The sequence below is a fragment of the uncultured Haliea sp. genome (assembly GCF_963973825.1).
GTDB lineage: Bacteria > Pseudomonadota > Gammaproteobacteria > Pseudomonadales > Halieaceae > Haliea.
The window spans coordinates 398,896-420,855 of record NZ_CAXBAE010000002.1 but is presented as its reverse complement, the minus strand read 5'-3'; the positions used below and the strand labels follow the sequence as shown (position 1 = coordinate 420,855).

Below are 21,960 nucleotides of genomic sequence, written 5' to 3'. Positions count from 1 at the left end.
GGCAAATAGCAACAAACACTAAAAAACTTAAGCGGTTGAAATATAAAGAGAAAAATATCTAAGCTATTGATGTGTAAGGGGTAAAAAACCGCCTTCTAAGCCGTAGGTCGAGGGTTCGAGTCCTTCTGCCCCTGCCACCAAACCCGGGGTGCATTCCGGTCACATAGGTAACAGTCTATTCCGGGAACCGGCAGGCTTCCAACGGCCCCGGAAGACAGCCTTCTCCCGATTCCCCTGAACAAACTGGCCACTAAAACCTCGATTGTGTACCCTGTGGTTTTGTTTGGCGATTGGTGTCCCAGCGCTGTCTTTCCGACACCTATTGTGCAACGGAGCCTCCATCATGCGTTCTTTATCACGCCCCCGTGTTCTGGTTACCGGTGGAGCAGGTTTTCTGGGCAGTCATCTGTGTGAGCGACTTCTCGCGGATGGTCACGACGTTCTTTGCGTAGATAATTTCTTTACCGGCAGCCGCGACAACGTTCTGCATCTGCTGGGAAATCCCCGTTTCGAATTGCTGCGGCACGACGTGACCTTTCCACTCTACGTTGAAGTGGATCAGATCTACAATCTGGCCTGTCCAGCGTCTCCCATTCATTATCAGTTGGACCCGGTACAGACCACCAAAACCAGTGTGCATGGCGCGATCAACATGCTGGGACTGGCGAAGCGAGTGAACGCAAGTATCCTGCAGGCATCGACCAGTGAAGTGTACGGAGACCCGGAGGTGCATCCGCAGCAGGAGGGTTACTGGGGCAGGGTGAACCCCGTCGGACCACGCGCCTGCTATGACGAGGGCAAGCGTTGTGCGGAGACACTTTTCTTCGATTATTTCCGTCAGCACGGGCTGCGCATCAAGGTGGCGCGCATCTTCAATACCTACGGTCCGCGGATGCACCCCAATGACGGGCGTGTGGTTTCCAATTTTATTGTGCAGGCTTTGCGCGGAGCGCCGATCACGTTGTACGGGGATGGTCAGCAGACGCGATCCTTCTGCTACGTCGACGACCTCATAGAGGGACTGATCAGGCTCATGAATACACCTGATGAAGTCACCGGGCCGGTAAACCTCGGTAACCCTGTGGAGTTTACGATTCGGGAGCTGGCGGAACAGGTGCTCGCGCAGACGCGCTCGCAGTCGTCATTGTTGCAGGAACCGCTGCCCCAGGACGACCCTCGCCAGCGCCAGCCTGACATTGATCTGGCGAGACAATTGCTTGGCTGGGAGCCTGCAGTACCCCTTGCTGATGGGCTCGAGCGCACGATCGACTACTTCAGGCATCATGGCGATCTCGCATGAATCCAGCTCAGGAACGCGCGCACGCTGAGGCGTCTTCGGGTTTGAGCGTTTCTGTCGTCGTGAACAACTATAATTACGCCCACTACCTGCCACAGGCACTCGACTCGGTACTTGCCCAACTCGCTCCGCAGGACGAACTGATTGTCGTCGATGATGGCTCCGGAGACGGATCGGCGGAGATACTCGCCAGCTATGCGGCGCAACAGCACGTACGTGTTATCCGGCAGGCCAACCGGGGGCAGTTGAGCGCCGTGTTGGAAGGGCTCTCCGTGGCGCATGGCGACTTGTGCGCCTTGCTGGACAGCGATGACTATTTCCTTCCCGGCTATCTGGCGAGGCTTCGGCGACATGCCGAGCAGAATCCCGAGGCCGACTTTTTCTTTTGTGCAGCATCCCCCGGCGGTGAAGCGGAGGAGGCCGTGCGGGAAACGAAAGCGATGCTTGCACGTATTGAAGTTCCCCCGGGGTTGACCGGGTCAAGTCGCTGGAGTACCTGGGCGGGTGGCGAGTTCCTGGGCTCACCGACCTCTGGCCTCGCCTTGCGTCGTGCGCTGCGGGATACCTTGCTGGAGCACCGGGAGCGTCTCTCGGACCGGGTCGTTATCCCGCGGTGGGCTGTCCGCTTTTTTGCGATCAGCACAACCAGCCACGCGGCTACCCGCAACTCCGCAGACGGTATTATCGTGCGTCTGTGCTCATTGCTCGGTGCGCAAAAGCACTATTGCGCCACGCCGGGCTTCTATTATCGGATTCACGGTGCCAATGCCTATGCCTGCCTGAGCGCAGGTGCTCGCAGGTATCTGCAGGTTGCCCGCATACGCCAGTTCCTGAGAATGTCCCAGGCGGCGATGCGTGTAGAGTTGCGCCCGCGGGTCGAGGACGTGCTCAGAGAAGCGGCAGGGCGAAGCAGGCCGCTGTGCGGCAGGCGCAGACGTCGCCTGGCGGTGAATTATGTCCTGGCCTTGTTGCGCTGTGATGACGCCCTCCTAACCCGGTTTCGTGGTCTCCCGGGTTTGTCGTCTGCGCTCTTCAGACAAGCCTCGGCGAAGCCGCCAAACTGCGGGTAGCAACCTCCAGGGCGTGATCAGGTAGCGTTTCCAGAGTCGCCGTGGATCATGCAACAGGCGATAAAGCCAGCCGAAACCTCGCTGTGACCAGGAAGCCGGTGGTTGCGCCTGTTCACCGCTGTAGTAATCCAGCGTGCCACCCGCCTGCAGAAGAATCCCGGCCTTGAGCTGTGTGCGTTGTTGCAGTATCCAGGATTCCTGTTTGGGCATTCCCAGGCCAACCAGTAACAGGTCGGGTGCGAAGGCATTGATCTGTGCCACGACCTCAGTGTTGTCGGCAACGTAGCCATTGAGCAGTTGGATGTGGAGCTCTGGCCATTGGCCCTTAATCCACTTGCGTGCGTGCTCGACACTGGTTGGCGACCCGCCGAAATAGAACAGTCGCAATGACGAGCGCTCGGCCATCGTCAATAGCTCGGGTAGGCAATCCATCAGGGAGAAGCGCTGAACCTTGCGCTCCCGTACCCCCGCAAGATGAAACAGCCACAACACGCCCACGCCGTCAATGTAGCAGTCGCGGCACTGCTCGTAGAACCTGCGCACAACGGGGTCAGTGTTCGCCAGATACAAACTGTGCAGATTGTGGTGCCCGATGATTTCCCCGGTGGTGCCACTTGCCAGCATGGCTTGCATGTGCTCGAACAGCTCTGGCAGGCTGCGGGGCCGTACTGCGCAACCTGCGAAGGCCTGCATCTCCCTGCCTGCCAGTTCACCGGTTTCGGTTTCAGTAGGCATTACGCCCCGTCCAGCCCATGAGAGCGGTTCTGGCCAGGATTTTTATGTCCAGCCAGAGCGACCAGTTCTCGATGTAGTGGATGTCGTACTCCAGCCTGCTTTGCATTTTCTCCAGCGTGTCTGTTTCTCCGCGAAATCCATTGATCTGGGCCCAGCCGGTGATGCCCGGTTTAACCCGGTGGCGCTGCATATAGGTATCGAGCTGCTGTCCGAACTGTTCGTTCAGCGCAAGCGGGTGTGGTCTCGGACCGACCAGGGACATGTCGCCTCGCAACACATTGAAGAGTTGCGGCAACTCATCCAGGCTGCTGCGTCGAAGAAAAGCGCCGAGACGTGTAATGCGGGGGTCATCTCGCGTCGCCTGCCGGTCAGGGCACGCCCCCTCTCGCATTGTGCGGAACTTGAATACCTGAATAATGCGACCACCACCCCCATGGCGCGCCTGAACAAAGAGGGCGGGCCCCGGAGATTCCAGCCGGACGAGGATCGCAAGCAACACTAGCAGCGGAGCCAGAAGCAGCAGGGCCAATGCCGACAGGGTGTAGTCCATTATGCGCTTCAGTACGGCTTCGGGACCGTCCAGTGCCGTTGCATTGAGTTCAATGAGCGTGACGCCGTCGATGTCGTTGACCCGGTGCCGCAAGATGCGCAGTAACGTCAGATCCGGCACGTAATGCACCGGCAGGCTAATTTGCTGAATTCGCGTGAGCAGCACGGCATCGTCGATGGCATGCGTCGCATCCGGGGCCAGCCATATCTCATCAATGCCATGGTCGCCACTTATCAGCGTCGGTTCCAGATCATCCAGCTCACCGAGCAGCGCTGCTGGCAGGCTGTCTGCGGGCACGGGGTTTTCCCCGGGAAGCCTGAGCATGCCCGTCACGCGATTGTGTTTACTGTTCGTCTGCAGGTGGCGAACTGTGGAGCAGGCCAGGTGTCCTGTACCCAGCATGGCAATATTTCTTGCACCCTGCCGCAGGACGGGATCCAGGAGCAAGCGCCAGCAGGCCATGGCGACAATGCCCAACAGGCCCCACCCGACCATCCAGATGCGGGAGAAGTCGGCGGTCGTTTTGGTCAGCGAGGCAACCAGGAGTAACCCGCTGTATAACAGCAAAATGCCTGGCGCGGCGGCAAGCAGCCCGGTGACCGGGTGCGACCAGCGCGGTCGCCGGTAGGCGCCCGCCAAAGGCAGCAAAACCAGGGCCATGAGAAAGCCAAGGAGCAGGGCAACCGGGTAGTGTTCCTCCACCGGCGCGGCCCCGAAGCGTAAATACCAGCTGAGTGCGCCCGCAGACGTCAGGGCAAGGGCGTCCAGAAGCGGGGCAAAACGCGCAAGACGTATATCGTTCGCCGGGGTCATCCCCGTTGCCCGGTGTGTTGCTGGACACCCCACAGGTCCGCCAGCAGGACAAAGGCCACGTAGACGCCCAATGGCACCACGTAGAGCATTGAGCGATCAAACGTCACACCATTCGCGACCTGGTTGAAGTAGTGGGTCAGACCGAAAACGGCCAGCAAGAGCCCCAGGCCTCCCACAAACATCAGACAGGCGATGTTGCGCAGTGGGTCGGCATGGCGGGTGAAAATAGTCGCGGCAAAGCTCCCGGCCAACAGCAGCCAGAAAAGGTGCCAGTTGCCGTACAGGAACATATTGTCCCAGAGCAAAGGCAGCAGAGGGGCCGGCGCGATGCGCAGCGTCGGCAGTGGCTCCGGGAGGGGTATTGCCAGGTTGTCCGCGAGGAACTGCGCCGAAACGGGGTGTAGGCCCACAAGAAGGCCGATCATCAGCAGCGCCAGCGCAGCGAGGACGGCACAGGCAATCCAGCGCACGGGTGGCCGCCAGGCCAGAACTCCCACCCCGACCATGAGCAGTCCGGCGAAGCCCAGGCCCGGCACCTTGAACAGTGCACAGCAGAGGGCCAGTGCCGCAGCGAGGAGCCCCCAGCGCCAGTTGCTGCTCCTGTGCCACTCGGCCAACGCCATCGCACCGAGCGCAAACGCCACTCCGAGCCAGAGATCGGCGTAGCCGGGGAGGGCGACGTGGGTATTGGCCAGGGGTTGGCTCAGCAACGCAAACACGGCGAGGGCGCTTAGCGGCCTCGGTACACTGTGCTGGCGCAAATGCCCCCACAGCGCCAGGGCCAGCGCGGCGGGCAGTAGCAACCAGGGCAGGTAGAGCAGGGTGCTGTCGTGCGTGCCCGCCGCAAGCATTTGCCATAGAACCAGCAGCGGAATACCTGGCGGATACAGGTTCGCCCGCGGATTGCCCAGAGTGTAGGACACGGTATCCGCGTTTGTGGTGAGCCAGGCCTCGGGCAGTACAAAGGGTGTCAATGCGCCCTGGTGAAACCACACCACGGCCCGCGGCACCCAGTTCATCCAGGCGTCCCAGGCGAACAGGGGCCGCAGCAGAACTTCCTGGGTCAGGCTCGCGCCGCGCTCCGCGAGGAACAGGGCCAGCGGAATCAGCCACAGAGCATCTCGCCAGCCAAAGGGGAGACGAGGCCTGGGTAAAACACCCCGCCAGCGCTGGGTCAGTGCGAGTAGCGCGCTGAAGCCGGCCAGGGTGATCGCCATTGGCGTGAACGCAAATGTCAGGCCCGCACGGTTCCATGCCAGTGCGAGCAGGATTACCAGCAGTTGCCCGAGCATGAAACCGTGCCCCAGGAGCAGCGTGGCCGGGGCAGGCCCGACAATCCTGCGGATGGTAACAGCGCCGGCGAGCCAGGGAAGCAGCAGGGCGATGGCCAGCGATGGTAGATGGACTTCAGCGGTCATGGTGTTGAGGCGGTCCCCGCATAGCCGGAGATGAGATAGAGGTTGCCCAGTGGATGTGCATCGATGCGTCTTGCCCGATAGACATGGCGACCGTCGCTCAGCAGCCGCTCGCGCGGTGAATACTGGAACTCTGGCAGGGCACCCAGCGCAAGCACGTAGTCACCTCTGCGTATTTCCCCCGGCGCGAGCAGCCTGGATCCGTAGTTGTACACGTTGGCGGGGAGCAGGTGAAACTGCAGGCGCAGGCGATCGTGATTGTGTCCCTCCGAGGCATGCAGCAGGACCACGCGGGCATCCGGGGTCGCCAGCATGCCGCGTATGCGTGCCGCATAGTCCTGCAGATCCGCGTCTGCTTCTGCAGCGTGTTTTTCGGCCTGCGTCTTGTCGCCGAAGGCGGCATACGTCAACGCCACCTGCCGCTCCAACTGTGCCTGCCACAGCCGGTCGAGAAGCAGCCACGGCAGGAAAATCGTCAGCAGCGCCGCGGTGATTGCGGTGCGTCGGCCGGCGCGGCGCCACAACACCCAGAGCACAGCCATGCCTGTGGCAAGGAAGGCCCACAGCCCAATCCAGGCGACCGGGAAAACAGCGCCTGCCTGCAGGGGCGTCCCCATGTAGCGATTGATGCCGGATGCCGGCCAGCTGCCGCCGGCGTGCCATAGCGTCCACACGGAGGCGATTCGGGCCCAGCGGGAATCGCCATGGAAACCGAGGCTGCGCAATATGATGGGCGCGCCTGCAGCGTCACCGAACGCGCCGATAGCTACCGTCGTTGCCGTGCCACTCCAGAGTGCGGGGTCGGGGAAGGCGTGCCAGGATACGCCCTGTCCGGCACCCGGTAGCGGTGCAAAGAACTGTTGTTCCGGTTGCTCCGCAGTCCGCCAGAAGAGGAAATAGCGCAGGGAGGCGCCGCCTGTCAGCTCCAGCCGTACAAAGGGGAACTGCTGCAGTGGCAGGCGCGTTGTCAGGCTGAAGACGGCTTCATTGCCGAGCAGGGTGTGGATGATCTGCGCAGTGCCCTCGATCTGCGAAGACCCGGCGCGTGTGGGGCTGAAAGCGCGTCCGTCAAAGGTCTCCGCCGGGGGCGTGTCCCCGGTAACGGGTGCTGCCGGGGTTCCCCAGTACGGTAACAGCAGCCCCGCGAATACCGCGGCCACGATCAGTGCGCCAAGCCCGACAAGAGCTCCAACGCCCACCGCCCGGCCAGCGGGCGCGTCATGCGCTGTCCAGGGCAGACCTGCACCGTCCGCGATGCCTGACTGGGCTGATTGCTCTCTGCTCATTGCGCTCCTGCTGCGATGGCGGCTCGGGCAGTATACTGGTCAGGGACTCTGAGGCAAATTGTCGCCCGTGATGTTCCCCGTGCGTTCGGCTGCGACCTCGCGTTGTGCAGCCTACCGGCCTTCTGGTTTAATGCAGCCCTCACAGCCCCGGGGAACTCGCATGGTCTGGTTTATTGTTGTCCTTCTGGCACTCGTTTTATTCAGCCTGCTGTACCTGCGCGGAGAGGACCTCTCCCGCTTTGACGGTGCGCAGTTGCCGGCACCGACGATGCCACCCAGTGCGGGCCACGCGGAGGTGCTGCAGCGCTTGCGCGAGATGTTGCCGGCAGGGCAGTCGATGCGCGGGCGCGAGCGCCTGCTGCACATGCGGCGCATCATGGACGGGCTCAGCGAGGGCAGGCAGTTCGCATCCCGTTTTGTGCCCGTTGACCAGCAGGGCGTTAGAGGCGAATGGGTTCTGGCGCCGGGTTATGATGCCAAACGTCGTTTTTTGTACATTCATGGCGGTGCCTGGATCGCTGGCAGTCCCCTGAGTCACCGCGTCATCACCGATCGGCTGGCTCGCCTGACGGGGGCGGCGGTGTTTTCCCTGGACTACCGGTTGCTTCCTGAGCACAGGCGTATCGACGGTATCAACGATTGCCGCAATGCCTGGCGCTGGCTGGTCGAGAATGGTCCCGACGGTCCCGCCCCGCTGGAGTACGCGATGGTGGGCGGTGACTCTGCCGGTGGCAGCCTCACCCTGGGCCTGATTGCGTGGATTCGCGACGAGGGTCTGCGTCAGGCCGATGCCGCGATCGGCTTCTCGCCGTCCACGGACGTGACGATGAGCAGCGGCAGTTTGCGCAGTAACCTCGCCACCGATCCCATGCTGGGCCCCATGTTCAGTTGGATGGCAAAAGTCCCCGCTCTGCTGTTGCTGTGGGTCACCTGGTTCACCAGCCGACTGCCGCCCTCGCACCCGGATTTATCGCCGCTGCGCGGCAACCTCGCCGGTCTGCCGCCGACCCTGCTGCAGGTCAGCGAACAGGAAATGCTGTTGGATGACTCCCGTCGCTATGCCGCGCGTGCCGAAGAGGCCGGCTCGGTGGTCGTCTTGCAAACCTGGCCGCACATGGTCCACGTGTGGCAGATATTTACACCCGAGCTGGAAGAGGCCGAGGAGGCCTTTGCCAATGTTGCCGAATTCCTCGCCAGCGCGGGCGTACCCGTTGCAGAGGGCGGCGACCTGTGAACGCACTGCGCTCCCTGCTGGTATTCCTGTGGATGGTGGTCACGGTGATTCCCTGCGGATTGGCGCTGGTGGTCATGTCGGTGTTTGTGAACGACACCCGGCTCTGGTGGTGGTTTGCCGTGCCCTGGCTGCGCGGCGTCATCGAGGTGGCGCGGATTGTTGCCGGGGTGCAGTACCGCATCCATGGCATCGAAAACCTGCCGGCGGCAGATGACATGCGCCGGATCGTCCTGTGCCCGAAGCATCAGTCAACCTGGGAAACCTTCTTTTTTCCCAGCATGACGCCGCACCCTCTGGCCTATGTGTTCAAAAAGGAACTGCTCTACATTCCCATCTTTGGCTGGTGCCTTGCCCGTTTGAAAATGGTGCATATAGACCGCAGCAGGCGTTCCGAAGCCTGGAGCAAGGTGGCGGCGCAGGGCAGGGAGCTGATGGACCGGGGCAAGTGGGTCATCATGTTCCCGGAGGGCACGCGCACGGCCCGTGGCAGCAAGGGGCAGTACAAGAGTGGCGCCACGCGTCTCGCGGTGGCCACCGGTGCCAGCGTCATTCCTGTCGCGGTAACCTCCGGGCGCTGCTGGCCGCGGCGCACTTTTTCGTTTATACCGGGTGTTATTGACGTGTCGATTGGTACACCCGTCTCTGCGTTGGACCGCGACCCGGGCGAGCTGATGGATGAGGTCGAGCGCTGGATTGAAGCCGAGATGCGCAGGCTCGATCCTGCGGCCTACCGGAAGGCTCCGGGCTGAACACTCACTAGAGGTCGGGCGTCATGCGAGAACCCCAGGTTCACGTTGCCATTGTCAGCGGCGATGACGCGTTCGCGGCCCGCTGGGTTGCCGAATTGACCGCCTGCGCTGCGCTTGAACGGCGTCCCCCCCGCTGCGATTTCCGTTTCCTCGCCGTGGCGGGCGGCGCGGACGCGCTGCAACTTGCGCAGGATGACGGGCTGCTGCAGGCCCTGGTGGTGGATGCAACAACGCTGCCCGATAGCGCGTCACTGTTGCCGGCGCTCGCTGCACGCCGTCCAGAGGTGGATATTTTCCTGATGCCCGAGGGCGATGCGCGCCCTGAAACCCTCGCGGTGGAGCTGCTGCACCGTGAGGACACCAAGCCGGCGCACCTGTTTCGGCAGCTGGTATCAGCATTGCAGCGCCGCGCACGCACGCCCTTTGCCGATACCCTGCGAGACTATGTCTACAGCGCGAAGGATGCCTGGCATACCCCCGGTCATTCCGGTGGTGACAGCCTGCGCGACAGCCCCTGGGTCGCCGACTTTTACGAGCTGATGGGTGAGCACATCTTCAATACGGATCTGTCGGTATCCGTGCAGACGCTGGACTCCCTGCTGGAGCCGCACAGCGTCATACAGGAAGCGCAGGCGCTGGCGGCCGAGGCCTTCGGTGCCCGGCATACCTTTTTTGTGACCAACGGCACCTCCACCGCAAACAAGGTGATTTTGCAGCAGGTTGTCGGCGCCGGCGGCAAGGTCATTCTGGATCAGGCCTGTCATAAATCGGTGCACCATGCCGTGGTGCTGTTCGGTGTTGAGCCGGTGTATCTCGCGGCCTCCATGAATACCCGCTTCGGGTTCTACGGGCCGGTGCCGCAGGAGGCGGTTATCGGGGCGATTGACGCGCACCCGGACGCACGTCTGCTTGTGCTCACCAGCTGCACGTATGATGGATTCCGCTACAACCTTGCGCCGCTGATTCGGCACGCGCACGCCGCCGGAATCAAGGTGTTGGTCGATGAGGCCTGGTATGCACATGGCCGTTTTCATCCCGAATTGCACCCCTGTGCACTCGACTGCGCCGCTGACTACGTTACGCAGAGCACGCACAAAATGCTTTCGGCCTTTTCCCAGGCGAGCATGATTCATGTGGCAGATCCGGACTTCGACCTGTATCGCTTCCGGGAAAATCTCAATATGCACACATCCACCAGTCCGCAATACGCGATGATCGCCAGCCTTGATGTAGCCCGTAAACAGATGACTCTTGAGGGCTTCGCCCGTTTGCAGGGCTGTTTACGGATCGCCGGTCAGCTGCGCGAGGGCATAGATCGCACGGGCGTCTTCAGGGTTCTGACCCTGGAGGATATGTTGCCGCAGAGCCTGCGGGGTGATGGCATCCGGCTGGATCCTCTCAAACTCAGCGTGGATGTGTCGGCCTCTGGTTATTCAGCGCGCCAGTTGCAGCTGGCCCTGTTTGAGGATTACGGCATCCAGATCGAGAAGGTGACCCACAACACCCTGAGTATCCTGGTTACCCTCGGCTCTACGGAGAGCAAGGTGTTGCGGCTGTTAAACGCCCTGCAGGCGTTGGCACGCAAAGCCCCCGGCGTGCGCACGGACAGCGCGCCGCGTCGGGTGGCCGCCGGGTTGCCGTCGCTGACTGACTTCGCCTGCCTGCCCCGCGAAGCCTACTTTGCGCCTGCGGAGAGGCTTCCGTTGCAGGGCGCTGGCCAGGGTCCCAATGCGGCGCTGGTCGGGTCCGTCAGCGCGGACCAGGTAGTGCCCTATCCTCCGGGCATTCCCGTGCTGGTGCCCGGCCAGCGCATTTCCCGGGATATCGCTGTGTTCCTGTGCGATCTGTATAACGCACGGTCGGGTATCGAGATTCACGGCCTGGTGGAGCACGACGGCCAGCCCTGCCTGCGGGTTGTGCAGGGGCTGGTCTGAGTCGACGGCATCGTCTAGGCTAGGGCTTTTCTGTGAGGGAGCAAGCATGTCCATACAAACGCGTTTGATTGAGTACGCCCACGCAGGGGTTACCTATGAAGGCTTGTTGGCCTGGGATGACGCGGCTACCCAGCCGCGACCGGGCGTGGCAGTGGCGCATACCTGGGCGGGTCGCAGTGAGTTTGAGCAGGGCAAGGCCGTAGAACTGGCGGAAGCGGGTTATGTTGGCTTCGCCCTGGATATGTTCGGCAAGGGGGTGCGCGGTGAGGGTGCAGAGCAGTGTCAGGCACTCATCGCGCCGCTGTTGGCGGATCGAGCGCTGTTGCAGGCTCTGGTCAACAAGGCGGTCTCCAAGATGAGTGAGCAAGCCGAGGTGGATTCCGGTCGGCTCGCAGCGATGGGTTACTGCTTCGGCGGGCTCACCGTGCTGGATCTCGCCCGCAGCGGTGCTGATGTCCGGGGCGTGGTCAGTTTTCACGGCCTGTTCAATGCTCCGGAAACGGCGGCAGCGGGGGCAATCCGTGCCAAGGTGCTCTGCCTGCATGGCTATGATGACCCCATGGTGCCGCCGGAGAGTGTGCTGGCCCTCGCGGCGGAGCTGACTGCGGGCGGTGCCGACTGGCAGATTCATGCCTACGGCAACACCCTGCACGCCTTTACCAATCCGGCGGCTAACGATCCCGGTTTCGGGGCGGTCTACAATGCAGATGCAGACCGGCGCTCGGCGCAGGCAATGCACAACTTCCTTGCCGAGGTTCTGGCCTGACCGGGCCGGATCACCCGTGACAGACCTGCAGCTGTACGATTATTGGCGCTCCTCGGCCGCGTTTCGCGTGCGCATTGGCCTGAATCTGAAAGGCCTTGAGTACACCTCGCTGCCCATAGACCTCATGCGCGACGCGCAGTCCGCGGCCGATTACCTGCAACGGAATCCCCAGGGCCTCGTGCCTGCGCTGACGACAGGCGAGGGACAGCTGCTCACCCAGTCGATTGCGATACTGGAGTGGCTGGAGGAGACAATTCCGGAGCCGCCCCTGCTGCCAGCAGGGCCGCTTGAGCGCGCTCGGGTGAGATCCATGGTGCAGGCCATTGCCTGCGATATTCACCCGCTGAATAACCTGCGTGTGCAGCGCTACCTGGTGGATTCACTGGGCCTGGACGAGGAAGCCAAACTCACGTGGTATCACCATTGGATCGCGCTCGGTTTCGCAGCTCTGGAACAGCAGGTCACAGGGGAACTGTATTGTTTTGGTCCCGGGCCTACCCTGGCAGATATCTGCCTGGTGCCCCAGATGTACAACGCGCGGCGCTTCCAGCAGGATCTGGCGCCGTATCCAAGGCTGGTCGCCATCACGGAACATCTGGAGCAGTTGCCGGCTTTTGCGGCGGCCGCGCCCGAGGCTGTGGTGACGGCCTGATCGCCTTTCACGAGAGAAACGATGATGAGAGCACATGACTGACGACCAACCGATATTTGTCGCCCAGGCGCAGCACACGTGGCGGGACCGGGACCCTGCGCGCAGTCTGGTTGACGCCCTTGAAAGCATCTCCCGCGCGGCGCTTGACGATGCGCAGTGTCCGGCATTGCAAGACGCCATCGATACCGTGGCCACTGTGCCGTTCCTGGCGGCGCAGGTGCCGGATCTGGCGAAAATTCTGCCCCCGCACGCCAGTGATGCCCTCTGTCAGCGTCTGGGCATCAAGGCGAAAACGTTTGAGGCGGATGTTGGCGGCAATACGCCGCAATTGCTGGTGAATTATTTCGCCGACCGTCTGGCAGCCGGTGAATCGAAAGCCGTGCTGATCAGCGGCGCAGAGTTGATGTACACGTTGTTTGGGGCGCTTTCATCCGGGGCAGACATCAGCCACTGGCAGCAGGGTGGTCGCCATACCGCGGTGCAGCTGGGCGACAACCGGATCGCCTGCACGGACAGTGAATGGGCCCACGGACTGGTAGAGCCCATTCGCATCTACCCGATGTTCGAGAGTGCGCTGCGTCATGCCGGGGGCTGGGATCATGCAACGCACATGCAGCGACTCGGTGGCCTGGTGAGTCGCATGAGCAAAGTGGCCGCGGCGAACCCCCTGGCCTGGCGTCGCACAGAACTGACAGCGGAAGAGGCGGTAGACACGGGCAACGGCAACCGCATGATTACCTGGCCCTACACCAAATGCATGAATGCCATATTGGCCGTGGATATGGCCGCGTCGGTCATCATGACAACGGTTGGCGAGGCCCGACGTCTCGGCCTCGACCCGGCACGCTGGATATTTCTGCGCGGTGGTGCGGCGGCCTGCGACATCTGGAACGTGAGTGAGCGCCCGGTACTGCACGAGTCGCCTGCGCTTGCGGCCTGTGCCCAGAGTGCCTTGCAGCAGGCCGGGTTGCCGCTTTCAGCGATTGACCTGTTCGATCTCTACAGCTGTTTCCCGTCTGCCGTGCAGGTGGCGTGCAATGCCCTCGGCCTCGATCTGGAAGATCCACGCGGCGTGACGGTAACCGGCGGGCTTACCCTGTTTGGCGGACCCGGGAATAACTATTCGCTGCACGCTATCGCGGAGGTTGTGTCGCGGCTGCAGGCACGGCAGGGCGATCACGCCGTGGTGACGGCCAACGGCAACTACCTGACCAAGCATGCGGTGGGTGTCTATTCGCGGGAGGCGGGCTCTCAGCCCTGGACGATCGCACGTCCCGATCTGCAGGCGGCGGTAGACGCGTCTCCGCGGTTGCAGGTAGATGATCGACCGAGCGGACGGGGCACCATCGAGGCCTGCGCGGTCGCCTTTGACAAGGAAGCGCCCAGTCGCGGCATGCTGATCGGCCGCATGGCGGATGGCCGGCGTTTCCTCGCCAATACGCCGCGCGGAGACATGGCGGCGCTGCAGACGCTGATGGACTGTGACCCGGTAGGTATGCAGGGCCAGGTGACAGCCGGCGAAAAGGTGAACCGCTTTGAGTTCTGAACAGACATCAGGCGGTGATGTGGTCACCCCACTCGCACTGGCGGAGGTACTCGCACCGCACGGAGCCGAGGACGCGAACAGCATCCACGACCTGCGCCGGCTTTCCGGTGGTGCCAATATGGAAACCTGGGCGTTTGACCTGGTGCAGGACGGCGTTGCGGAACCGCTGATCCTGCGTCGCTCGCCCCTGGTACCGGGGGAATCCGGTACTGCCGTGTCCGCGCTGCCACTCAGCGCGGAGGCGGCACTGCTGCCGCTGGTGGCGGAGCAGGGCGTTCCGGTTCCGACGGTGCTTTGCGCGCTGTCCGAGAGCGACACCCTCGGCCCCGGCTACATCATGAGCCGCGAACGGGGAGAGGCGCTTCCGGGGCGTATTCTGGCAGACGACCGCTACACGGCAGCACGCCGTCATCTGGCCCGACAGTGCGGCGAGACGCTGGCCCGTTTACACCGCGTAAACCCGGAGCAACTTCCCCGGGAAGTGCCCAACCAGACGCTGGCGGAACGTCTCGATGGGCATCAGCGTTCGCTGGATCGCTTTGGGAATGCGTCGCTCGTGCACCAGTTGGCCCTCAACTGGCTACGCCAGCATGCGCCGTCCCCGCAGCGCCACTGCCTGCTGCACGGTGACTTCCGCAACGGTAACCTGCTGGTGGATGAGCAGGGGCTGGTGGCTGTGCTCGACTGGGAGCTGGCGCATTGCGGTGACCCGGCTGAGGATTTGGGCTACCTGTGCGGCAACGTCTGGCGTTTTGGCTACTCAGACAAACCGGTAGGCGGCTTTGGCGACTACGACGAATTGCTGGCTGGCTACCGTGAGGTGGCAGGCTGGGCCCCGGATATGGACACCATCCACTACTGGGAAGTGTTCTGCGCGCTGGGTTGGGGGCTGGTGTGCCTGACCATGGTTGACCTGTACCGCAGCGGGGCAGATCCGACGCTGGAACGCGCCGCCGTTGGGCGACGGGTCTCAGAGTCCGAAATGGATTTGCTGCTGTTGCTGGAAGACCGGCTGTAGCAGGGCCGCATAGACGTTCAGACGACCAGGGGAGAGAGAATGAGCCACACGGATGCCAAGGAGTTGCTGGCTGCGGTGCAGGGGTTCCTGCGCCAGTCGGTATTGCCGCAGTTGGAGGGGTTTGACGCCTACACCACACGCGTCGCCGCCAACAGCCTGGCGATCGTCAGTCGCGAAATCGCCGCGCGGGACGACATCCTCGAGCTCGATCGGGAGGCGGGGTCGCGCTGGCTGGGTCCCGCGGCGGGGGCATCGCCGGACGAGGAGAACCATCCAGCCGCCCGGGCGCTGAGCCTGGCGTTGCGCGATGGCAGACTGCAGGTGAGTGGCGCGTTCATCGATTACCTGCGGGAGCGCACCCTGCGCCAGATGGCGATCGACAATCCGCGCTACTCGGGTTTCAAGCAGGCCCGGCAGCGTTGGCCCGAGCTCGCGGCCGCCGCGGGTCTGGCAGAACCCTCCAACTCGTAGCCGCGACGGACCCGGCGAGCAAGCCGGGGGCGGGGACGTCACACGGCCTGTGGCGCGTGTCACCTGAAGTCAATTTTTTTAGTAGCTGACGTCATTGCCAGTCTCAGGGCCAGCTTTCACACTGTGCGCTGGACAGCGTGCACAACCCAGAAATGAGGAGTCTCATGACACACACGGCGTATATTTACGATGCGGTGCGCACCCCGCGCAGCAAAGGCAAGGCGGGCGGCAGCCTGAATGAAGTCAAACCCGTTGACCTGGGCGCGGGCCTGCTGCGCGAGCTCCAGTCGCGCCACGACCTGGATACCGCGTATGTCGATGATGTCGTCATGGGCTGCGTCACGCCGGTCGGCGAGCAGGGTTCGGACATCGCCAAGATGATCGTTCAGAACGCCGACTGGGACGAGTCGGTGGCGGGTGTCCAACTGGATCGTTTCTGCGCATCCGGTCTGGAGGCGGTCAATATCGCGGCACAGAAGGTGGCTTCCGGTTGGGAGGACCTGGTGGTAGCGGGGGGCATCGAGTGTATGTCCCGCGTGCCGATGGGCAGCAACGGCGGCCCTATGGGTGGTGATCCGGCGTTCAGCCTGAAGACCGGATTCGTGCCCCAGGGTATTGGCGCCGATACCATTGCTACCCTGGAAGGCTGGAGCCGTGACGACGTCGATGCCTTCGCGCTGGAATCCCAGCGTCGCGCGACCCATGCGCGGGATAACGGCTACTTCGATCGCTCCGTCGTTCCGGTGCGCGACGGCAATGGCCTGACGATTCTGGAGCGGGATGATTTCATCAAGCCCAACACCACGCTGGAGGGTCTCGCTGCGCTGAAGCCGTCCTTTGTGATGCCCGGACAGATGGGCTTTGACGATGTGATTCTGGCCAAGTACACCACACTGGACCGGGTTGACCACGTGCACACGCCGGGCAACTCCTCGGGCATCGTCGACGGCAGCAGCGCTGTCCTGATCGGCAGTGAGCGTGCAGGTAAGGATCTCGGGCTGACGCCCCGTGGGCGGATCGTGGCGACAGCCGTGCTGTCCACCGACCCCATCATCATGCTGACCGGGCCCGGGCCGGCAGCGGAGAAGTGTTTGCGCAAGGCGGGTCTGAAAAAGTCGGATATCGATCTCTGGGAGATCAACGAGGCCTTTGCGTCTGTGGCTCTGCGCTATATGAAGGATCTTGGTGTTGATCACAGCGTGACCAACGTCAACGGGGGCGCGATCGCCATGGGGCACCCGCTCGGTGCGACGGGTGGCATGCTGGTCAGCATCGTGCTTGACGAACTCGAACGACGCGGACTGAAGCGCGGCATGCTATCGCTCTGTGTGGGCGGTGGCATGGGTATTTCTACCATCATTGAGCGTGTATAAGCCGGCTGCGAACAGGAAAAGGATCGATAGACAATGAGTGTATTCAAGTACGAGAAAGACGCCGACGGCATCGTCACGGTTACCATGGACATGACCGGTCCGGTCAATGCCATGAACGAGGAATACCGCACGGCGATGGATGAAACCCTGCAAAGGCTGGAAGCGGAGAGTGACCTCACCGGCGTGGTTATTGCGTCGGCGAAGAAGGTGTTTTTTGCCGGCGGTGACCTGAACGACCTCCTGGCGGCCAAGCCCGGTGATGAGGCAGCCTTCATGGCCGAAGGCGAGCGTGTGAAATCGGGGCTGCGACGGCTGGAACATTTGCCGGTGCCTGTGGTGGCGGCCATCAACGGCGCAGCCCTGGGTGGCGGTTTTGAGCTGGCGCTGGCCTGCAATCACCGTATCGCGCTGAACGATCGCAGCGTGCAACTGGGCCTGCCCGAGGTCAGCCTCGGTCTGTTACCCGGTGGCGGTGGCGTGGTACGCATGGTGAATCTTCTGGGTCTGGAGAAAGCCTTGCCCTATCTGCTTGAGGGCACGCGTATAGACCCCGCTACGGCGCTGGAGGCCGGCCTGGTGCAGGAGCTGGTGGAGAGCCGCGATGCGCTCGAGCCCGCAGCAAAGGCGTGGATCAGGGCGCAACAGGGCAACGCAGAAGCAGCGCTGCAGCCCTGGGATCGCAAAGGCTTCCGTATACCGGGGGGCAATGCCGCCAGCCCGCATCTGGCCCAGCTGATTACCGTGGCGCCCGCCATGCTGCGGAAGAAGACCCGGGGTCTGCTCCCGGCGCCGGAAGTCATCCTGGATTGTGCCGTAGAGGCGCTGCGGCTGGACTTCGATACAGCCCAGCGGGTGGAATCCCGCGGCCTCACCTACCTCGCCATGACCCCTGTTGCCAAGAACATGATTTCGACCTTCTTTTTTGCCATGAACCGTGTCAACCGCGGTGGTAGCCGGCCGGAGGGTGTGCCGCCACAGCAGGTGAAGAAGCTCGGGGTGCTGGGTGCCGGAATGATGGGGCAGGGCATCGCCTATGTTGCCGCCATGGCTGGCATACAGGTGGTGCTGAAGGATATCTCCGAGGACGCGGCCAACCGCGGCAAGGCCTACAGCGAGCGCCTGTTGGACAAGCGTGTGCAGCGCGGCAAGCTCACCGAAGATAAAAAACAGGCCATCCTCGACCTCATACTGCCCACTGCGAAGAACGATGATCTCGCTGGCTGCGACCTGATCGTGGAAGCCGTGTTCGAGAATATGGGACTCAAGCACCAGATGACCCGTGAACTTGAAGGGCAGTTGGCGCCCGGCGGCGTATGGGGGTCCAACACCTCGACCCTGCCCATCACCCAACTCGCCGAGGCGAGCGCCAACCGCGCCAACTTCATCGGCATCCACTTCTTCTCGCCCGTCGACAAAATGCCCCTGGTGGAGATTATCTGCGGTGCTGAAACCAGCGAAGAGACGCTGGCCAAAGCCTACGACTTTGCCAGGCAGATCCGGAAAACCCCGATTGTCGTCAACGATTCACTGGGCTTCTTCACCTCGCGAACCTTCGGTACCTACCTCGATGAGGGGGTGCGCATGGTCAGCGAAGGCCTGCATCCCGTGCAGATAGAGAACATGGGCAAGGCCATAGGCATGCCGGTCGGGCCGCTCGCCGTCTATGATGAAGTCAGCCTGGAGCTGACCCGCAAGGCGCAGGAAACCTGGGCGGAGATGGGGGTTCTTGACAAGTTCAGCGACGGTACCGTGACGCGTGCCGTGATCAACACCATGGTCGGCGAACACGGCCGCGGTGGTCGTCACCATGGCGGTGGTTTCTATGACTACGCCGAGGACGGCAGCAAGGCCATCTGGCCAGGTCTGTACGAACTGTATTACCAGTCGGGAGTCGCAGTGCCGGAGGCGGATATGCGCGATCGCCTGCTGTTCCGCCAGGTCATTGAAGCGCTGCGCTGCCTGGAGACCGGCGTGCTGCGCACCGTGGACGACGGCAATATCGGCTCGATTATGGGTATTGGCGCGCCGCCGTGGACCGGGGGCCTCATCCAGTTCGTCAATACCTACGGTCTGGAACGGTTTGCCGCGCGCTGTGCCGAGCTGGCAGAGCGCTATGGCGAACGCTTTGCCGCGCCGGCGATCGTGCAGCAGAAAGTCAGCGCCGGAGAGCTGTTCGAATAGGGTCTCCGTAGCACGCTGGCTATTTTCAGCGAGCAGGGCAGCGCGTATGATGCTGCCCTGTTTCGCTGGATAGTCGGATGCTCCATGAAGTGGTTTTCAGTTTCTTCGCGTGCCGTGTTCGCGGCCTGCGTTCTCGCCCTGCTTGCCGAGGGCAGTCTCGCTGTGTCCGAGGGTGCGGCGAGCGGTTTTTATCCGCTCCCGGCGCCAGACGATCATCTCGTCGGTGGCCTGGGGACGACGACGGCGAGCGAAGAGGATACCCTCGTGCTGATCGGTCGGCGTCACCGTACCGGTTACGGCGCTATCCGCGCTGCCAATCCCGGCGTTGATGCCTGGCTACCGGGAGAAGGGACGCAGGTGTTGCTGCCGACCTGGCATATCCTGCCGGAAGCGCCACGCAAGGGGATTGTCATCAACACAGCGGAAATGCGCCTGTATCACTACGAGGGTGCCAGCGCGGATCGTCCCGCGCGCGTGGGCGTCTACGCCATCAGCATTGGCCGCAGCGGGCGCGAAACGCCGCTCGCGACTGCCCGGGTGACGCGCAAGGCTGAGAATCCCACCTGGTACCCCACGGAATCGATTCGCAAGGACCGAGCAGCGCGGGGCACGCCGGTGCCCGCTGTGGTGCCACCGGGGCCGAACAATCCACTGGGTACGCGGGCCCTCTACCTGAATCTGCCCGCCTACCTCATCCACGGCACCAACCGCGAGCTCGGCATCGGTATGCCGGTCACCGCGGGCTGTGTTCGTATGTACCCCGAGGATGTCGAATACCTTTACGAGCAGGTGCCGGTGGGCAGTCAGGTAGAAATCGTCTACCAGCCGGTAAAGGCCGGTTGGATGGGTGACACACTGTATGTCGAGTCTCACAACCCGCTGGGTGATCTAGAGATTACGGTGGACGAGCGGGTACAGCAATTGCGGGCCGCAATCGCGCGGACGCTGGGTGAACGCAGGGATTTTACGGTCGACTGGAGCAAGGTGCGCAGTGCTGCTGAAGCGTCTACGGGCTTGCCGGTGCCGGTAGGTCCGATCTGGCTTGAGCATCACAGGCCGGGACAGGAAGACAGCGGTGCTGTCGGGGAATAAAACGATAGCTGAAGTAAAACGGCGGGGCCGAAGCCCCGCCGGGTTTTGCAAAACCGCTTACTTCTGCATTGAGGTTTTGAATGCGCGGTCAATTTTGCTGTTGGCTTCGTCGGCGCTGCGCTTGGCTTCTTCAGCGATGCGCTTGGCGTCAGAGGCAGTGCGCTCTGCACCGGCAGCAGATTGCTTGGCTTCGTCAGCTGAGCGCTGAGCGGCTTCCGCGATGCTGCGAACTTCGTCCAGTTGTGAAGAGCTGGCGCAGCCGGTGGCCAGTGCCGCGAAGGCGGCGATAGAAACAGCCTTGATAAGCGTAGATTTCATGGTAAAACTCCTTGAGCAGGGTTGGCCTGTCAGATCTAGGAAGCCACAAAGTGGCGAAACGTGCAAACTTCGAACTCCCGTCTGGGGCCCTTGGTTCGAACGCGCGTAAAATATCACTCTCGGAGCATGGTAAACCAGTGAGCATAAGAGCGTTATTGGCGTTTTGTGCATTTTTCCTGAATTTTTTGTTGCCTTCGCCCGTTTCGGCCTTCAATCCGCAGGTCGATCAGGTGGTTGTGGTCAAATCGGAGCGCAAGTTGTACCTCAAGTCGAGCGGGGTGATAGTGCGCCATTACCCGGTCGCACTGGGTCCGGTGCCCTGGGGGCACAAGGAGCGCGAGGGCGATGAGCGCACCCCGGAAGGGCGCTATATCCTGGACTACAAGAATGCGGAGAGCCGCTTCTACAAATCCATACGGGTGTCTTACCCGAATCGGCGCGATCGCGAGCGGGCCCAGGCGCTGGGGGTGGATCCCGGTGGCAACATCATGATCCACGGCCAGCCGGAAACCCCCCAGCCGGGGGCGGAGCTGTTCAACTGGACCGACGGCTGTATCGCGGTCAGCAACGAGCATATGGATGAAATCTGGCAGCTGGTGACGGTGGGCACGCCCATCGAGATCCTGCCCTGAGCACTCCGGGTAGCGGCCGGTAGCGCGGCGTGGCGACCTGTTGGCCCCGGCTGGCAGGCTAGGCAGGGGTGAGGCAATGAGGTAAGCTGTCGCTCCAGCCCTTCGAGATCACAACATGTCCGGTCGTGCCAGTATTTTTTTCGTTATTCTGGCAGCCTGGTGTCTGGGTGTATCATTGCCTGCTGCGGCAGGCGGCGGCGCAGACCTGGTGCGTGCGTTGACCGCAGCTGCCCCGAACCTCGACCGCACGGTACTGCGTCGGGCGGTGTCGGCAATGAATTGCGCCCTGGACCGTGGTCTGGAGCGCGCCGAGCGGCTCGCCATTATCGATTTTTCTCTCCCGTCCAGTGAGCAGCGATTGTGGATTTTTGATCTGTCCCGCCGCGAATTGCTGCTCAATGAACTGGTCGCCCACGGCCAGGGTTCGGGCCAGAACCTGGCCTCGCAGTTCTCCAATGTATCGGGCAGTCATCAGTCGAGTATTGGCCTCTTTCGCACCAGCGAGAGCTACCGCGGCCGCCACGGTTACTCCCTGCGGATGGATGGCCTGGAGGCCGGTATCAACGATCTCGCCCGGGAGCGCGCTATCGTGATACACGGTGCTGATTATGTTGATCCACAGTGGATAGATCGCCAGGGACGCATCGGACGCAGCCAGGGCTGCCCGGCGGTGCGCCCGGAGGTTGCCAGCACCGTGGTGGATACCCTGAAAGACGGACAATTCCTGTTCTCCTGGTATCCGGACCCGGACTGGCTGGCCAACTCAGACTTCCTTAATTGCCAGGCGGGCACGCTGGCCCGACTGGACTAGCGCCCTCCACGCGCCTT

20 protein-coding genes are annotated in these 21,960 nt (G+C 62.5%); 15 read left to right on the top strand and 5 right to left on the bottom strand.

The annotated features are described in order from the left end of the window. The first annotated feature begins 343 nt into the window (after window positions 1-343). Window positions 344-1,300 (top strand): UDP-glucuronic acid decarboxylase family protein, encoded by a 957-nt coding sequence (locus tag AACZ17_RS04405; protein ID WP_290739693.1) that lies wholly within the window; start codon window positions 344-346, stop codon window positions 1,298-1,300. Further along, on the top strand, window positions 1,297-2,367 hold the full coding sequence (locus AACZ17_RS04400) for a glycosyltransferase family 2 protein (RefSeq protein ID WP_290739690.1): 1,071 nt from the start codon (window positions 1,297-1,299) through the stop codon (window positions 2,365-2,367). The genes AACZ17_RS04405 and AACZ17_RS04400 overlap by 4 nt, the downstream gene beginning before the upstream one ends. Here the strand turns inward: AACZ17_RS04400 and AACZ17_RS04395 are convergent. From AACZ17_RS04395 to AACZ17_RS04380, 4 genes are read right to left on the bottom strand one after another with little or no spacing between them, the layout of a single operon-like run. Beyond that, entirely contained in the window at window positions 2,287-3,102 is an 816-nt protein-coding gene (locus tag AACZ17_RS04395; RefSeq protein ID WP_290739687.1) for a WecB/TagA/CpsF family glycosyltransferase, read from the bottom strand. The two genes, AACZ17_RS04400 and AACZ17_RS04395, sit on opposite strands and share 81 nt — an antisense overlap. After that, window positions 3,092-4,465: an undecaprenyl-phosphate glucose phosphotransferase gene (locus AACZ17_RS04390; protein WP_290739684.1), complete on the bottom strand. Its 1,374-nt coding sequence runs from the start codon at window positions 4,463-4,465 to the stop codon at window positions 3,092-3,094. Before AACZ17_RS04390 ends, AACZ17_RS04395 begins: the two co-directional genes overlap by 11 nt. Further along, a complete protein-coding gene (locus AACZ17_RS04385; RefSeq protein WP_290739681.1) occupies window positions 4,462-5,883 on the bottom strand; it encodes a hypothetical protein in 1,422 nt (473 codons plus the stop codon). Before AACZ17_RS04385 ends, AACZ17_RS04390 begins: the two co-directional genes overlap by 4 nt. After that, window positions 5,880-7,166, bottom strand: a complete 1,287-nt coding sequence (locus AACZ17_RS04380; RefSeq protein ID WP_290739678.1) for a hypothetical protein — start codon at window positions 7,164-7,166, stop codon at window positions 5,880-5,882. The genes AACZ17_RS04385 and AACZ17_RS04380 overlap by 4 nt, the downstream gene beginning before the upstream one ends. A 160-nt stretch (window positions 7,167-7,326) precedes the next feature. Between AACZ17_RS04380 and AACZ17_RS04375 the strand changes: the two genes are divergently transcribed. The 11 genes from AACZ17_RS04375 to AACZ17_RS04325 all read left to right on the top strand — a co-directional run bounded on the left by AACZ17_RS04375 (window position 7,327) and on the right by AACZ17_RS04325 (window position 20,182). Next, window positions 7,327-8,400: an alpha/beta hydrolase gene (locus tag AACZ17_RS04375; RefSeq protein WP_290739675.1), complete on the top strand. Its 1,074-nt coding sequence runs from the start codon at window positions 7,327-7,329 to the stop codon at window positions 8,398-8,400. Then, on the top strand, window positions 8,397-9,149 hold the full coding sequence (locus tag AACZ17_RS04370; protein WP_290739672.1) for a lysophospholipid acyltransferase family protein: 753 nt from the start codon (window positions 8,397-8,399) through the stop codon (window positions 9,147-9,149). Before AACZ17_RS04375 ends, AACZ17_RS04370 begins: the two co-directional genes overlap by 4 nt. Window positions 9,150-9,172: 23 nt before the next feature. Next, a complete protein-coding gene (locus AACZ17_RS04365) occupies window positions 9,173-11,083 on the top strand; it encodes an ornithine decarboxylase (RefSeq protein WP_290739669.1) in 1,911 nt (636 codons plus the stop codon). Between the two features lie 46 nt (window positions 11,084-11,129). Further along, window positions 11,130-11,849: a dienelactone hydrolase family protein gene (locus AACZ17_RS04360; RefSeq protein ID WP_290739666.1), complete on the top strand. Its 720-nt coding sequence runs from the start codon at window positions 11,130-11,132 to the stop codon at window positions 11,847-11,849. A 16-nt stretch (window positions 11,850-11,865) separates the two neighbouring features. Next, window positions 11,866-12,501 (top strand): maleylacetoacetate isomerase, encoded by a 636-nt coding sequence (maiA, locus tag AACZ17_RS04355; RefSeq protein ID WP_290739663.1) that lies wholly within the window; start codon window positions 11,866-11,868, stop codon window positions 12,499-12,501. A gap of 34 nt (window positions 12,502-12,535) precedes the next feature. Then, a complete protein-coding gene (locus tag AACZ17_RS04350; RefSeq protein ID WP_290739660.1) occupies window positions 12,536-14,047 on the top strand; it encodes an acetyl-CoA acetyltransferase in 1,512 nt (503 codons plus the stop codon). Further along, complete coding sequence (locus AACZ17_RS04345) at window positions 14,037-15,065, top strand: phosphotransferase family protein (protein ID WP_290739657.1); 1,029 nt, start codon at window positions 14,037-14,039, stop codon at window positions 15,063-15,065. Before AACZ17_RS04350 ends, AACZ17_RS04345 begins: the two co-directional genes overlap by 11 nt. 39 nt (window positions 15,066-15,104) lie before the next feature. Further along, a complete protein-coding gene (locus AACZ17_RS04340; protein ID WP_290739654.1) occupies window positions 15,105-15,536 on the top strand; it encodes a DUF6285 domain-containing protein in 432 nt (143 codons plus the stop codon). A 164-nt stretch (window positions 15,537-15,700) separates the two neighbouring features. Next, entirely contained in the window at window positions 15,701-16,909 is a 1,209-nt protein-coding gene (locus tag AACZ17_RS04335) for an acetyl-CoA C-acetyltransferase (RefSeq protein ID WP_290739651.1), read from the top strand. Between the two features lie 33 nt (window positions 16,910-16,942). Then, window positions 16,943-19,090 (top strand): 3-hydroxyacyl-CoA dehydrogenase NAD-binding domain-containing protein, encoded by a 2,148-nt coding sequence (locus AACZ17_RS04330; protein ID WP_290739648.1) that lies wholly within the window; start codon window positions 16,943-16,945, stop codon window positions 19,088-19,090. A gap of 84 nt (window positions 19,091-19,174) precedes the next feature. Next, window positions 19,175-20,182, top strand: coding sequence for a L,D-transpeptidase family protein (locus tag AACZ17_RS04325; RefSeq protein WP_290739645.1), 1,008 nt, complete (start codon window positions 19,175-19,177; stop codon window positions 20,180-20,182). Window positions 20,183-20,239: 57 nt separating this feature from the next. On the opposite strand, the gene AACZ17_RS04320 is transcribed toward AACZ17_RS04325, so the two are convergent. Beyond that, window positions 20,240-20,500, bottom strand: a complete 261-nt coding sequence (locus AACZ17_RS04320) for an Lpp/OprI family alanine-zipper lipoprotein (protein ID WP_290739642.1) — start codon at window positions 20,498-20,500, stop codon at window positions 20,240-20,242. A gap of 188 nt (window positions 20,501-20,688) precedes the next feature. Here AACZ17_RS04320 and AACZ17_RS04315 point away from each other — a divergent pair, with 188 nt between their 5' ends. Continuing rightward, complete coding sequence (locus AACZ17_RS04315) at window positions 20,689-21,132, top strand: L,D-transpeptidase family protein (RefSeq protein ID WP_290739639.1); 444 nt, start codon at window positions 20,689-20,691, stop codon at window positions 21,130-21,132. A gap of 115 nt (window positions 21,133-21,247) precedes the next feature. After that, a complete protein-coding gene (locus tag AACZ17_RS04310; RefSeq protein WP_290739636.1) occupies window positions 21,248-21,943 on the top strand; it encodes a murein L,D-transpeptidase catalytic domain family protein in 696 nt (231 codons plus the stop codon). Window positions 21,944-21,960 lie beyond the last annotated feature (17 nt).

Bases quoted from the DNA above. Each gene is read 5' to 3' on its own strand.
- AACZ17_RS04405 (WP_290739693.1), top strand. From the start codon at position 344: ATGCGTTCTTTATCACGCCCCCGTGTTCTGGTTACCGGTGGAGCAGGT.
- AACZ17_RS04400 (WP_290739690.1), top strand. From the start codon at position 1,297: ATGAATCCAGCTCAGGAACGCGCGCACGCTGAGGCGTCTTCGGGTTTG.
- AACZ17_RS04395 (WP_290739687.1), bottom strand. From the start codon at position 3,102: ATGCCTACTGAAACCGAAACCGGTGAACTGGCAGGCAGGGAGATGCAG.
- AACZ17_RS04390 (WP_290739684.1), bottom strand. From the start codon at position 4,465: ATGACCCCGGCGAACGATATACGTCTTGCGCGTTTTGCCCCGCTTCTG.
- AACZ17_RS04385 (WP_290739681.1), bottom strand. From the start codon at position 5,883: ATGACCGCTGAAGTCCATCTACCATCGCTGGCCATCGCCCTGCTGCTT.
- AACZ17_RS04380 (WP_290739678.1), bottom strand. From the start codon at position 7,166: ATGAGCAGAGAGCAATCAGCCCAGTCAGGCATCGCGGACGGTGCAGGT.
- AACZ17_RS04375 (WP_290739675.1), top strand. From the start codon at position 7,327: ATGGTCTGGTTTATTGTTGTCCTTCTGGCACTCGTTTTATTCAGCCTG.
- AACZ17_RS04365 (WP_290739669.1), top strand. From the start codon at position 9,173: ATGCGAGAACCCCAGGTTCACGTTGCCATTGTCAGCGGCGATGACGCG.
- AACZ17_RS04360 (WP_290739666.1), top strand. From the start codon at position 11,130: ATGTCCATACAAACGCGTTTGATTGAGTACGCCCACGCAGGGGTTACC.
- AACZ17_RS04350 (WP_290739660.1), top strand. From the start codon at position 12,536: ATGACTGACGACCAACCGATATTTGTCGCCCAGGCGCAGCACACGTGG.
- AACZ17_RS04340 (WP_290739654.1), top strand. From the start codon at position 15,105: ATGAGCCACACGGATGCCAAGGAGTTGCTGGCTGCGGTGCAGGGGTTC.
- AACZ17_RS04335 (WP_290739651.1), top strand. From the start codon at position 15,701: ATGACACACACGGCGTATATTTACGATGCGGTGCGCACCCCGCGCAGC.
- AACZ17_RS04330 (WP_290739648.1), top strand. From the start codon at position 16,943: ATGAGTGTATTCAAGTACGAGAAAGACGCCGACGGCATCGTCACGGTT.
- AACZ17_RS04325 (WP_290739645.1), top strand. From the start codon at position 19,175: ATGAAGTGGTTTTCAGTTTCTTCGCGTGCCGTGTTCGCGGCCTGCGTT.
- AACZ17_RS04320 (WP_290739642.1), bottom strand. From the start codon at position 20,500: ATGAAATCTACGCTTATCAAGGCTGTTTCTATCGCCGCCTTCGCGGCA.
- AACZ17_RS04310 (WP_290739636.1), top strand. From the start codon at position 21,248: ATGTCCGGTCGTGCCAGTATTTTTTTCGTTATTCTGGCAGCCTGGTGT.